The organism is Flavobacterium sp. UW10123, assembly GCF_040538975.1.
In the GTDB taxonomy this organism is placed as follows: domain Bacteria; phylum Bacteroidota; class Bacteroidia; order Flavobacteriales; family Flavobacteriaceae; genus Flavobacterium.
Window position 1 is genome coordinate 150,340 of sequence record NZ_JBEWQE010000009.1, and the last position, 12,824, is coordinate 163,163.

10 protein-coding genes are annotated in these 12,824 nt (G+C 34.2%); 6 read left to right on the forward strand and 4 right to left on the reverse strand.

Annotation, left to right across the window (positions count from 1 at the left end; genetic code table 11):
* Positions 1-183 precede the first annotated feature (183 nt).
* The 3 genes from ABXT06_RS12110 to ABXT06_RS12120 all read right to left on the reverse strand — a co-directional run bounded on the left by ABXT06_RS12110 (position 184) and on the right by ABXT06_RS12120 (position 3,913).
* On the reverse strand, positions 184-774 hold the full coding sequence (locus ABXT06_RS12110) for a molybdopterin-dependent oxidoreductase (protein ID WP_354590992.1): 591 nt from the start codon (positions 772-774) through the stop codon (positions 184-186).
* Positions 775-790: 16 nt separating this feature from the next.
* Positions 791-3,352: a TonB-dependent receptor gene (locus ABXT06_RS12115; protein WP_354590993.1), complete on the reverse strand. Its 2,562-nt coding sequence runs from the start codon at positions 3,350-3,352 to the stop codon at positions 791-793.
* A 213-nt stretch (positions 3,353-3,565) separates the two neighbouring features.
* The gene (locus ABXT06_RS12120) at positions 3,566-3,913 is read right to left on the reverse strand and encodes a winged helix-turn-helix domain-containing protein (RefSeq protein WP_354590994.1); all 348 of its coding nucleotides are present in this window, start codon (positions 3,911-3,913) and stop codon (positions 3,566-3,568) included.
* Positions 3,914-4,111: 198 nt separating this feature from the next.
* On the opposite strand from ABXT06_RS12120, the gene leuS reads away from it, so the two are divergent.
* From leuS to ABXT06_RS12140, 4 genes are all read left to right on the forward strand, one after another.
* The gene (leuS, locus tag ABXT06_RS12125; protein WP_354590995.1) at positions 4,112-6,976 is read left to right on the forward strand and encodes a leucine--tRNA ligase; all 2,865 of its coding nucleotides are present in this window, start codon (positions 4,112-4,114) and stop codon (positions 6,974-6,976) included.
* Positions 6,977-7,587: 611 nt separating this feature from the next.
* A complete protein-coding gene (locus tag ABXT06_RS12130; RefSeq protein WP_354590996.1) occupies positions 7,588-8,436 on the forward strand; it encodes an alpha/beta fold hydrolase in 849 nt (282 codons plus the stop codon).
* Between the two features lies 1 nt (position 8,437).
* Positions 8,438-8,911, forward strand: coding sequence for an RNA polymerase sigma factor (locus ABXT06_RS12135; RefSeq protein WP_354590997.1), 474 nt, complete (start codon positions 8,438-8,440; stop codon positions 8,909-8,911).
* Positions 8,898-9,494 (forward strand): hypothetical protein, encoded by a 597-nt coding sequence (locus ABXT06_RS12140; RefSeq protein WP_354590998.1) that lies wholly within the window; start codon positions 8,898-8,900, stop codon positions 9,492-9,494. Before ABXT06_RS12135 ends, ABXT06_RS12140 begins: the two co-directional genes overlap by 14 nt.
* A gap of 71 nt (positions 9,495-9,565) precedes the next feature.
* Here ABXT06_RS12140 and ABXT06_RS12145 read toward each other — a convergent pair whose 3' ends face one another.
* The gene (locus tag ABXT06_RS12145; RefSeq protein WP_354590999.1) at positions 9,566-9,961 is read right to left on the reverse strand and encodes an MmpS family transport accessory protein; all 396 of its coding nucleotides are present in this window, start codon (positions 9,959-9,961) and stop codon (positions 9,566-9,568) included.
* 169 nt (positions 9,962-10,130) lie between these two features.
* Here ABXT06_RS12145 and ABXT06_RS12150 point away from each other — a divergent pair, with 169 nt between their 5' ends.
* Both ABXT06_RS12150 and ABXT06_RS12155 read left to right on the forward strand, forming a co-directional pair.
* Positions 10,131-12,143, forward strand: a complete 2,013-nt coding sequence (locus tag ABXT06_RS12150) for a tetratricopeptide repeat-containing sensor histidine kinase (RefSeq protein ID WP_354591000.1) — start codon at positions 10,131-10,133, stop codon at positions 12,141-12,143.
* Entirely contained in the window at positions 12,133-12,762 is a 630-nt protein-coding gene (locus ABXT06_RS12155; RefSeq protein WP_354591001.1) for a response regulator, read from the forward strand. The genes ABXT06_RS12150 and ABXT06_RS12155 overlap by 11 nt, the downstream gene beginning before the upstream one ends.
* The last annotated feature ends 62 nt before the right edge of the window (positions 12,763-12,824 follow it).

Here is a 12,824-nt window from a genome sequence, read left to right on the forward strand (position 1 = left end):
AAATCTTGAATAAAAGCGGGTTTAATTGTAAAGCACTCTAAAGTTTTTATGTAAAACTGTTTTAATCTCGCAAAGTCGCGAAGTCGCAAAGTTTTAATATATTTTAAGAAGAAAAACTTTGCGACTTCGCGACTTTGCGAGCAAAAAAAACTTAGCAACTTAGTGCCTCAGAACCTTTGCATCTTATTTAACCTTATAAACCTCTATGCTTTTTAACCAATAAACATGACGAGGCCCAGTTGCAATATCATTTTTGCACAGCCCAATCATTTCTCCGTTTTTGACTGGTTTGCCATTTTCTTCGAAGATGACATAAGCATTGTCTCCCGTTGGATTATTGAAAATTTCTGCCCACGAAAAAGTAGCTTTATAATCGTCGGAAGCGCTTTCCACAATATAGAAGTTTCTGTCTTTATGATCGGTTTGTTTGATTTTTGCTTTATCTAAAATATCTCTCAAAAGAACAGCTTTACAAGATTTAACCTCTCTTTTAATTACACCGCCTTTCCCGGTTATTTTGAGATTCTCAATGGTTACTACTTTCATCTTTTTTAAAGAATCGACAGTTAATTGCAATTGATTTTCAACTTCTCCTTTTATTTCGATTTGATGATTTACTAATTTTAAGCTGTCTTCTGCCGTAAGTGTTGTGTGTTCATGTTTTTTAGTTTCAGAAGTTTTTTCAGTTGAAACTTTTTCTTCTTTTTTAGAAGTATTACACATTGAACACGAAAAAGCAATCAGAAGAATGAAAATATAATTTTTAGTTTTCATATAATGGGTTTTGTTATTAGATTTTTTTGGTTTCCCAAACTAAAGATAAATAATATAATCCGCCAATTGATGGTCCGCCAAGAATTGAAGTATATGTTTTATTCAATACGTTCGTGCCGCCCAATTTTGTTGTAATTCCAGTTTTTTTGAAATAGTAATTAACTTGAGCGTCCATTGTCCAATATGCAGGAACCGTTCCGCTGACTAAAAAAGAAACGTAGTCGAAATTGTTTTGATAACGCGCACTTACACTCGCGCCCAGATTTCTCCAGATATTTTGAGCCATTAAAGTTCCGTTTACATTAAATTCTGGTGTGTTGAAACCGTCTTCTAAACCGTCTTTATCATCTGTCCTGTCCAATTTTGTGTAGGTAAGATTCGTGAGTGCCGTAAAAGTTTCGTCAAAACGGTATTTTAAGCCTAAACTTCCGCCGTAATTGTAGATTTTACTTTTGGAATTAGTCCAAAGACGGTAACGATTTTGAGTGTTTTTCGAATACAAAGCAGTCGGAATCAAATTTGGATCTGTCGTATTTGGAATACTAGCTTCGACTTGAGCAATGAAATTTTTATAAGAGTTGTAATAGAAATCGGCATCGATAAAAAGATTTCGGTTCAAAGCCATTCCTCTAAAACCAACTTCAAACGATTTTACAAATTCAGGTTCCAAATAAGTGTACGGATTTTTCTGAAGCATATTTTTGTTTTTTTCGATTGCCTGTGCCTGAGTCAAACCATTTGTATTGACATCTGTATTTACTTGTGCTTGAAATTTGTCTATGGAAGCTTTTGTGTATGAATTCTCGAAAATTCCATCAGACATTATTCTTAATCCGCCGACACGTTTTACACCTCCAGAATTTACGTTTGAAAATCCTTCAAAAATACTCGGAAAACGATAACCTGTTTGATATGAAGCTCTAAAATTCAATGTTTCTTTTGGTGAATAAACAGTAGTGAACTGAGGCGTAAATTTGGTGTCAAAATAATCGGCTTTATCTGCTCTTATTGTAGCGCCCAAACGCAATTTTGAAGCAAAGAAATCTTTGGTCAATTGTGTAAAGCCACCATATTTTTGATACGTTAAGTTTTCATCAGTATGAACAGGATTGATAAAATAATTTCCGTCTGGAACAATAATATAATTTCTGTAATCGAAACCGCTTAAAAGTTTAGCATCGATTTTTTCGAAGAAAGAAGTAAAAGCTTTGTCCCAATTAAATAAACCTTCGCCATGAACCAAAGTCGATTTTACGCGTAAAGCCGCACCAATATCCCAATTGTTAATATCGATTAATTCGTTTTTCTTTTGTTCGTAAGCTTCAGTTCCTGGCAAAAATCTTCCTTGATCAGATTGAGTTCTTGCCATTCTGTGTGCATCAGCAACGCTTGCTCCAGCCGAAATTGCATTTTTGTAAGCTGTGCTGTAATCGGCAAACCATTTATCATCTGATTTATAGGCACGATCCATATTTTCAGCAAGTGAACGCAGATTGTATGAGTTTCCAGTATTTTCTGTAGTAGCATAAGCTTTTATTTGAAAAATAGGGGTATGATAATCGGCAGAAAACTGATTTAAAGTATAATCGTCAAGTCTAAATCGGTTCGAGCGCTGATAAATTGTATTGATTAAAGCTGTTTTGTAAGTCACAGAAAGTTCATGATTTTTCTTTGGACGAAAATATAATCCAAAATCAGCCTTATAATTTTTAATGTCATAATCTGTAATATCAGTTTCGCGATAACCCGTTCTCGCAACAACATAATTTTTGCCATTTAAGTTTAAGGTTTTTCGGTTTGCCGATTCATTTCCGTATCCGTTTACTTCGTCGTAAGCTGGGTTATCAGCGCCAAATAAACCAGTTGAAGCATTTGCGTTTGGAGCTAAATCGGTTCTGTCATCGGCAACCCAATCTGTTCCTCCAGTTGTTGAAGCATTAATTTTGAAGGCAAATTTTTCATTGAAAGCTTTCGCAAATCTCAAATTAAATTGTGAATATACTTTCGGTGAAAACCGATCAATATTCCCAACATGATTTACACCAGTTAATTGCTGAACGGCAACACCTTGATATTCGAATGGATTTTTGGTCTGAATATTGGCTAAACCATTAATAGCATTCATTCCATATAAAGCCGCTGCGGTTCCCGGAATAATTTCGATTTTATCAATATCCAGATCATTTGCACCTAAAGCATTTGCAATTGGAGCGCCCAAATGTGGTGCTTGATTATCGATTCCGTCAACTAATTGCGAAAATCTCACGTTGGTCGAATTGGCAAATCCGCGAGTATTTATGACTTTAAAACCTAAACTTGGTGTAATAATCTGTACACCCTTTACATTTTCCAAAGCTTCGTAAATACTTGGCGAACCCATTATTTTGGCTTCCGCCGATTTTAATTGCTCGATACTAATTGGCGAACGCATTATGTTTTCAGAACGACGGGAAGCGGTAATCACGATTTCGTTTAGTTCTTCTTTTTTGATGCTGTCTTGTTGGTTTTTTGATTTTTCGGTTTGCGAAAAATTTTTCAGGCTTATAAAAAGAAATAATAAATAGAGTTTTTGGTTCATGGTTTTAGTTTTGTTTCAGTATGTTTTAAAATGAATACTGGTAGTTAAAAAAAAGATTTTGGTTTAAATGCTTAATCTGATTTTGGTTTTTATTAATCTCGCAAAGACGCAAAGGCGCAAAGTTTTTTTTCTTTTTTTAAGTTTTAAAATTATTCTCTTTGCGACTTAGCGTCTTTGCGAGATTAAAAATCTCTGTGAGTGGTTTTCTTTAAATTAAAATTTTAAATTCTGAGTTTCTTTTTGGGCAAATTCTTTAATGCGTTTTTCGACTTCGTAAAATACAACAATAGCTCTTTCTCCCGCTTCGGTTAATTTAGCGCCGCCTCCGCCTTTTCCGCCAAGTAATTTTTCTACTAAAGGACTTTCGGCGCGCTGATTCATTTCTTCAACCAATTGCCAAGCCTGCCGATACGCCATTTTCATTTCTTTGGCGGCATTGGTAATCGATCCCGTTTTCCTGATATTTTCAAGAAGCCAGATTTTGCCAATTCCCAAGAAAGCGCCTTCCGTTTCTTCAATCCAAATACGGACTTCAATATTATATTTCTTTTTTTCAGACATATCAGAAGAATTAAATACGTATTTATAATTGCAATAATACGTATTTTTACTTAATTAAAAATAAGTAATTTGTTATTTTATTTGTTTGTCAATGAAATAGCTTTGCAACAATGCACAATAAATGTAAATTTGCGCGATAATTCATTAAGTGAGAAAAACTTTGAATCTTTGTCACTTTGCAACTTTGAACCTTATAAAATGAAATACAATCCAAACGAAATTGAAGCCAAATGGCAAAAATATTGGGCAGAAAATCAAACTTTTGCAGCAAAAAATAACTCCGAAAAACCGAAACATTATGTTCTCGACATGTTTCCTTATCCGTCTGGAGCAGGATTACACGTAGGGCATCCGTTGGGTTATATTGCTTCAGATGTGTATTCTCGTTTCAAAAGACACCAAGGTTTCAATGTTTTGCATCCAATGGGTTACGATAGTTTCGGATTACCAGCAGAACAATATGCAATCCAGACAGGGCAACGTCCAGAGGATACTACGCGCGTAAACATTGACGGTGGTGTTGACAAAGAAGGAAAACAAATCGCTGGTTACAGAAAACAATTAGATAAAATCGGATTCTCTTTTGATTGGGCGCGTGAAGTGCGTACATCAAATCCGGATTATTACAAACATACACAATGGATTTTTATCCAATTGTTCAATTCTTGGTATTGCCGAAAACAAGGAAAAGCATTTGATATTTCAGAGCTTGTAACTGTTTTTGAAGAAAGTGGAAATGCATTAGTTGAAGCAGTTTGCGACGATAACGTAGCGATTTTTACTGCTGATGAATGGAATTCTTATTCTGAAGAGCAAAAAGAAAAAATCTTGTTGCAATACAGAATGACATATTTGGCAGAAACCGAAGTAAACTGGTGTCCGGGCTTAGGAACTGTATTGGCAAATGACGAAATTGTAAACGGAGTTTCGGAGCGTGGAGGCTTTCCTGTTATAAGAAAAAAAATGACACAATGGAGTATGCGAATTTCTGCTTATGCCGAACGCTTGCTTCAAGGTCTAAATGATATTGATTGGAGTGAGTCTATCAAAGAATCACAAAGAAACTGGATTGGGAAATCAGTAGGAGCATTGGTGACTTTTAATGTGAAAGATCACAATGAAGTAATCGAGGTTTTCACTACTCGTCCTGACACTATTTTCGGAGTAACTTTTATGACTTTAGCGCCAGAACATGATTTGGTTGCTAAAATCACAACTCCGGAACAAAAAGAAGAAGTTGAGGCATACATCGAAAAAACGGCAAAACGTTCTGAGCGCGAGCGTATGGCCGATGTAAAAACCATTTCGGGTGCATTTACAGGAGCTTATGCGGAACATCCTTTTACAAAAGAGCCAATTCCGGTTTGGATTGGAGATTACGTTTTAGCGGGTTACGGAACTGGCGCTGTAATGGCGGTTCCTTGCGGAGACGAAAGAGATTACGCTTTTGCTAATTTCTTTAAAGGCCAAAACGGAATGCAGGAAATCAAAAATATCTTCGCTAATGTTGATATTTCTGAAGCTGCTTATGGATCAAAAGATAACGTTGAAATCGCAAACTCTGATTTCTTAAACGGATTAGATTATAAAAAAGGAACTCAAAAAGCGATTGAAAAATTAGAAGAAATCGGACAAGGAAAAGGTAAAACCAATTACCGTTTGCGTGATGCAGTTTTCTCTCGTCAGCGTTATTGGGGTGAGCCATTTCCAGTTTATTACGTGAATGGATTGCCAAAAATGATCGAGTCTCAGCATTTGCCAATTATTTTGCCAGAAGTAGAGAAATATTTACCAACAGAAGACGGATTGCCTCCATTAGGAAACGCGGCAGTTTGGGCTTGGGATACAAAACAAAATAAAGTTGTTAATACCGATTTAGTTGATAATGTTTCGATTTTTCCTTTAGAATTGAATACAATGCCAGGTTGGGCGGGAAGTTCATGGTATTGGATGCGTTATATGGATGCGCACAATGAAAATGAATTTGCGTCTAAAGAAGCTTTGGCTTACTGGGAAAATGTAGATTTATACATTGGAGGAAGTGAGCACGCAACTGGTCACTTATTGTATTCTCGTTTCTGGAACAAATTCTTAAAAGATAAAGGTTTTGCTCCAACCGAAGAACCATTTAAAAAACTGATCAATCAGGGAATGATTTTGGGTACAACGGCTTATGTTTACAGATTAGAAGGAACAAATACTTTTGTATCTAAAAATAAAATTGAAGGTCAAAATGTACAGCCAATTCGCGTTGATGTGAATTTTGTTAATTCTTCAGACGAATTAAATATAGAAAAATTCAAAGCTTGGAGAGAAGATTTTGCTACAGCTGAATTTGTTTTTGATGAAAATGGAAAATACATTGTTGGCCGTGAAGTTGAAAAAATGTCTAAATCGTACTATAATGTAGTAACTCCAGATGATATTTGTAATGAATATGGTGCAGATACATTACGTTTATACGAAATGTTCTTAGGTCCATTAGAGCAAGCAAAACCTTGGAATACTGCCGGAATTTCAGGAGTATTTGGTTTCTTGAAAAAATTATGGAAATTGTATTTTGACGATAATGGCTTAATCGTAAACAACGACGAACCAACAAAAGACAACTTAAAATCGTTGCATAAAACCATCAAAAAAGTAGCAGAAGATATCGAGAATTTCTCTTTCAATACTTCGGTTTCTCAGTTTATGATTTGTGTTAATGAATTGTCTTCTCAAAACTGTCATTCAAGAGCGATTTTAGAACCATTAGCAATTTTGGTTTCACCTTATGCGCCTCATATCGCTGAAGAATTATGGTCAAAATTAGGACATACGACTTCAATTTCTGAAGTGGCGTTCCCAATTTTTGAAGAAAAACATTTAGTTGAAACTAATAAAGAATACCCAGTTTCTTTCAACGGAAAAATGCGTTTCACTATCGAATTGCCTTTAGACTTAACAAAAGAACAAATCGAAGAAATCGTTATGAAAGACGAAAGAACTCAAAAACACTTAGACGGTAGAACGCCAAATAAAGTGATTATCGTTCCTGGGAAAATAATTAACCTAGTCGGTTAATTGTTTTAAAATTCCAATATCTTAAATCCCAAATTCCAATTGTTGGAGTTTGGGATTTTTTTTATGCTTTTTTCGCCACGAATTACACGAATTTTCTCGAATTTTATTCCTCAAAAGTGCATAGTTTGTCAGTCTGAGCGAAGTCGAAGACCATGCGAGTGACTCTATAAAGATTGGTGATTTTGCTTGTGGAGCTTCTAACGTGGTCTTCGACTTCGCTCAGACTGACATAAAATGAGAGTGTCATTTTCAAGAAGTACACCGTTCAGTTTGTCATCCTGAGGAACGAAGGATCACACATGCAACTCGACAAAGATTGACGATTTAGTTTGCGGAATATCTTGTGTGATCCTTCGTTCCTCAGGATGACAAGATTATGAAAAAAACTTTGCGACTTAGCGTCTTTGCGAGCAAATAACCTAGCGTTCTTTGCGAAAAACCTTTGCATACTGTGCGGTTAAAACCCGCACCAACATTGGGATTTGTAATTTTTTTATAAAAATTTTCATTTCCGTTGTAACATTTTAATAGTTGCCGTATCAAAAGCATGGATCCGATTTAATTAACAATTTATTGCTATTAGAATTTTAACAACTTAAAAACTATTAAAAATGAAAAAGTATATCATCTTAATTATCGCATTCTTATTCTCAGCATTATGTCTAAATGTTTTTGCACAAACAAAATCATATCCGTTTGAAGTTTTAAAAACAGGAAAAGGGAAACAATCTATAATCTTCATTCCGGGGTTTGCTTCTTCTGGAGAAGTTTGGAATGATACCAAAGCAGTTTTTGATAAAGATTTCACCTGTTATACACTTACAATGGCAGGATTTGCTGGAGTGAAAGCTCAGCCAAATCCTTCATTTGAAAATTGGAAAAACGAAATCGCCAATTACATCAAAGACAATAAAATTGAAAAGCCAATTTTAGTTGGTCATAGCATGGGTGGAGGATTGGCACTTGCCATTGCTGCAGATTATCCTGAATTAATTGGGAAAATTGTGGTTGTGGACGCGCTTCCGTGTTTGGCGGCTTTGAGCGACGCTTCTTTTAAATCAAAAGAAAACAATGACTGTTCGCCAATGATTACTCAAATGACGTCGATGAACGAGACTCAATTTCGCGATATGCAGAAGCAAACTATGCCAAGACTTTTAGAAGATAAATCTAAACTGGATATGGTGGTTGATTGGAGTGTAAAATCGGATAGAACCACTTTTGGGCAAATGTATTGCGATTTTTATAATACCGATTTAAGAGCGAAAATCACACAGATAAAATGTCCGTCGTTAGTTTTATTAGAATCTTATTTTATAAATTTAAAACCAGTAATAGAAGGGCAATATACAAACCTGAAAACAGCCAATTTTCAATATGCCGATAAAGGTTTGCATTTTATAATGTATGATGATACAGCTTGGTATTTGGCACAATTGAATAATTTTTTAAAATCTTAAAATGGAATTCGAAGAAATCTACAAAACATATTGGGATCGAATTTTTAGGCTTTGCATGGGTTTCGTAAACGATTATGATGCTGCGCAGGATTTGGCTCAGGAAACTTTTATAATTGTCTGGCAGAAACTGGAAACTTTTAGAAACGAATCTTCTATTGGAACGTGGATTTTTAGAATTGCTTCCAATAATTGTCTTAGGCAGATAGAAAAACAAAAGCGTTTCCCTAAATCTGAACTTCCTGTTCATCTTTCAGAAGAAAAACAAACATCATTAGAACCTCAGATTCAATTCTTGTACAAATGCATTGCCGAGCTTCCAGAAACCGATCGTATCATTATTTCGTTAGAATTAGAAGATATCAAACAAAATGAAATTGCCAAAATCGTCGGACTTTCTGAAGCAAATGTTAGAGTGAAAATTCACAGAATTAAAGAAAAACTGACTCAAAAATTTAAAGAAAATGGACAACGATAATAATATAGATTTTAAAGATTTATGGAAAAAACAATCCGTAAGTCAGCCAGATATGACCGATTTGCTGGCGCGAATAGATAAGTTTAAGAAAACAAGTTTGCGTTGTTTATGGATTACGAATATTTTGCTTTTGGCAACCAGCGCTTTTATTGCCTTTATTTGGTTTTATTATCAGCCACAATTTGTTTCGACTAAGATTGGAATTGTTTTGGTGATTTTGGCAATGTTGATTTTTTTAATGGTCTACAATAAATTGTTAGGGAATTATAAAAACATTGAAGCAAATCAGACCAATCAGCAGTATTTGCAAAATCTGATTTCGATTAAAAGGAAACAAAACTTTATGCAGAAGAAACTGATGACTTTATATTTTGTTTTGCTAACCGTTGGGATTTGTTTGTATATGTATGAATATGCAAGTAGAATGAAGCCTTTTATGGCAATTTTGATTTATGGAATGACATTGTTCTGGATGTTGTTTAATTGGTTTTATATCCATCCAAAACAAACCAGAAAACAGCAAGAAAAAATTAATAGTCTGATTGAAAAATTTGAAGAAGTCAATCATCAATTAGAATCATAAAAAAGAAGCTTCGCAATTGCGAAGCTTTCTTTTACCAAAAACAAAAATCTAAAATTTTAAATTTCTATAAACTATTGTGGGAAGATGAAAGTACCAGGGATTGCAACGATTGTTCCGTCACTTTTTGCTATTGCAGTCGTTTCCTTTTCTACTTTTCCTCCAACGTAAATTTTTACAGTTAAAGTTTGATCAACAACACCTCCATGACCTGAAACTTGGACTGAAGCACCGGTAGTACCTGCGGAAGCAGTAAATTCTTTAGTCCAAGGTAATTTGGTAATATCTACACTTTGTCCAGCATCTCCAGACTCCATATAAACTGCATCCATTTGTCCAGAAAAGCTTCCTGTTACTTCATATTTAACGTCTCTTGAGTTGTTTCCGTCTTTATCATCATCGCTACTACATGAAACTGCTGTAAAAGCAAGAGTCATTACAATTGCTAAGGTTTTCAAAATTGATTTCATAATATATTCTTTATAATTAATAATCTGATTCATAACAAAATTAGACCCTTACTTACGGGGCGGCAATACCTGATAAAATGTATTTTTTATTACCTGATATCAGGTAAAAGCGCTTAATTTCTTTTTGAAAGTCATTAAGCTTTAATAACTTTGAGTAAATGCCACATTTATGAAGAAACTCTACGCCTTTTTATTTTTTGTATTTTTTACTGCAATTTCCAATTCACAAGTAATTCTTTCCTTAGATGATGATACTGTTTATATTGACAGTATTGTTAAAATCACAAAAGACACAAAATCAGACAGTGTCAAAAGTTTGAATAGTTTTAGATTGTCAAAACTGTTTTTGATGGCGCAGGATGCAAAAAAATCCAAAGAATATCTTGAACAGGCAAATAAGCTTAAAGCCAAATTTCCTTTTCTAAAAGATGCTTCTATTTTCTATAATGCCTATAGTTTTATAGAAAAGGGCGATTTGGAAGGTTTTGAAAAAGCTTTACTAGAAGCCAATTCTAAACTTAAAAAATACCGAAATAAAGAAGCTTATAAACTTCGTGCTGTCATACTTCAGAATTATGGAATTATGCAGCAGCGCAAAAATAATGAAAACGCTTACATGAAATTGCTGGTAAATGAAGCAATTCCTATTGCTAAAAGAAGTGGCGATTATGAATTAATTAGTGCATTAAATAAAGCAGTTGCTATTATTTTTATGAATAATGATGAACGCGAAAAAGCAGCTGAATATCTGGATCAAGCTCAGAAATATATCGAGAGCGCAACCAAGAAATCTGCAACCTTAGCAGAGTCTAAGATGGAAACGTATATTATAAATGCAGAGAATTTGGTTGAGCTGAAACATTTTTATGATGCAAAAGAAATTCTGGATAAAGCTTATGCGACTTTAGAAAAATACCCAGAATCAAATCTAAATGATTCCTATTTTTACTCAGAAGGGCTTTATTATTCTAAACAGAATAAACACAATGAAGCATTAGTGAGTTTTGAAAAAGGAATTAAATCGGCAGAAAGCCATCAAAATGCCATTGCAGTAAACAGATTGAAATTTGCAGAATATGAAGTGCTTTTTAAACTGAAAAATTACGATAAAGCCAAAAGCAATTTAGAATATCTAATCGCAAAAACGCCTTTTATTGTAGATAAAAAAAATTATTATAAAGAACTGTCTAAAGTTTATAATGCAACAAAAGAATATCCGAAAGCGTATTATTATTCGAATAAATACAATGTAATAAACGACAGTCTTAACGATGCCAAATTGAAAAGTGAAATTGTTGAGCTTGAGGCAAAATATAAAAAAGCGGAAAGTGAAAAGAAAATTGGTTTGCTGCAGTCAGAAAATGAAAAAGCGGTTTTGCAGGTTAATAATAATCGTTTGAATATGATGCTTTTTGCGGTGCTTTCGTTTGTATTGTTTCTGACGGTTTTGTTTTTATGGAGCTGGAATAATTATCAGAAAAAAATAAGTTTTCAAAAAGAAGTCAATCATAAACAAGAACTTGAAGCATTAGAAAACCAGCAGAAACTATCAATTTCAAATGCTTTGATTGAAGGCGAAGAAGTTGAGCGTAAAAGAATTGCGAGAGATCTGCACGATGGACTCGGAAGTATGCTTTCAGGGCTTAAGATGCATTTGAATCTTTCCGACCGTGAGAATAAAGAAAATGCACCCAATATTAATGGTTTGTTAAATGATTCGATTAAAGAATTGCGCAATATTTCTCAGAATTTAATGCCCGAAAGTTTGATGAAATTGGGTCTCGAACATGCGCTTAGAGATTTATGTGCTTCGCATTCAACCGCCGAAACTACGATTGATTTTCAGTATTTAATAAAAAAAACAACTTTACCGCAGCATTTTAAAATCATGATTTTCAGAATCATTCAGGAACTTCTGAACAATTCTTTAAAATATGCCAAAGCATCGCAGATTCTGGTTTCTTGTTCGCAGAACAAAGATGTGTTTTTTATTACCGTAGAAGATAATGGAATTGGCTTTAATGTAGAATATGCAGAAAAAAGAGATGGAATGGGCTTGCGAAATATTAAAAACCGTGTGGCTTTTTTGAATGGAAAAATAGAAATTGATTCGGTTCTTGATAAAGGAACGTCAACTTATATTGAATTAAAATATAACCCAAATCATGATTATGAAGTATAAAACAATAATAGTAGACGATCATCCGATTGTGATTTCTGGAATTTCAGGTTTGCTGGCGGATTTAGATAATATAGAAATTGTAGAAAAATTTGAATCTGGAATTGCGCTTTTAGATTATATCGAAGATCATAAAGTGGACTTGATTTTAATGGATATTTTTCTGCCCGTAATAAATGGCGTTGATCTGTGCAAAACAATTAAACAAAAGCATCCTAAAATTGTAATTATAGGCATGAGCAGCCAGTCTGAAAGAAGTTTGGTCATGCAGTTTATTCAGAACGGAGGGAACGGCTATATTCTTAAAAACGCTTCTTTTGATGAGTTTAAAGAATGTATTTACAAAGCAATTGATGGCGAAATTGTCTTTAGCGAAGAAGTAAAAACCATAATTAGCCAGCCTTTGTCTGAAGATTTGGAAAGAATTCCGGGTTTGAGCCGAAGAGAGCGTGATATAGCTTTATTGCTTTCGCAAGGAAAATCGACTCAAGAAATAGCCGACGATTTGTTTTTGAGCTTTCTAACCGTTCAAACGCACCGACGTAATATTCTTCAGAAGTACAAAATGAAAAATGTGGCAGAATTAATTGCTTTTCTGCTTAAAAACAACATGCTGAATTAAGCCAAAAGTGGTAAAAAAATGTCAAAATGGCATTTTGTTAAAATGGTTCGCATTTTGCAGTT

What these genes read in the sequence shown, in the direction of transcription:
- ABXT06_RS12120 (WP_354590994.1), bottom strand. Translation starts at nt 3,913, where the DNA reads ATGTCTGAAAAAAAGAAATATAATATTGAAGTCCGTATTTGGATTGAA.
- ABXT06_RS12155 (WP_354591001.1), top strand. Translation starts at nt 12,133, where the DNA reads ATGAAGTATAAAACAATAATAGTAGACGATCATCCGATTGTGATTTCT.
- ABXT06_RS12135 (WP_354590997.1), top strand. Translation starts at nt 8,438, where the DNA reads ATGGAATTCGAAGAAATCTACAAAACATATTGGGATCGAATTTTTAGG.
- ABXT06_RS12130 (WP_354590996.1), top strand. Translation starts at nt 7,588, where the DNA reads ATGAAAAAGTATATCATCTTAATTATCGCATTCTTATTCTCAGCATTA.
- ABXT06_RS12115 (WP_354590993.1), bottom strand. Translation starts at nt 3,352, where the DNA reads ATGAACCAAAAACTCTATTTATTATTTCTTTTTATAAGCCTGAAAAAT.
- ABXT06_RS12145 (WP_354590999.1), bottom strand. Translation starts at nt 9,961, where the DNA reads ATGAAATCAATTTTGAAAACCTTAGCAATTGTAATGACTCTTGCTTTT.
- ABXT06_RS12150 (WP_354591000.1), top strand. Translation starts at nt 10,131, where the DNA reads ATGAAGAAACTCTACGCCTTTTTATTTTTTGTATTTTTTACTGCAATT.
- leuS (WP_354590995.1), top strand. Translation starts at nt 4,112, where the DNA reads ATGAAATACAATCCAAACGAAATTGAAGCCAAATGGCAAAAATATTGG.
- ABXT06_RS12140 (WP_354590998.1), top strand. Translation starts at nt 8,898, where the DNA reads ATGGACAACGATAATAATATAGATTTTAAAGATTTATGGAAAAAACAA.
- ABXT06_RS12110 (WP_354590992.1), bottom strand. Translation starts at nt 774, where the DNA reads ATGAAAACTAAAAATTATATTTTCATTCTTCTGATTGCTTTTTCGTGT.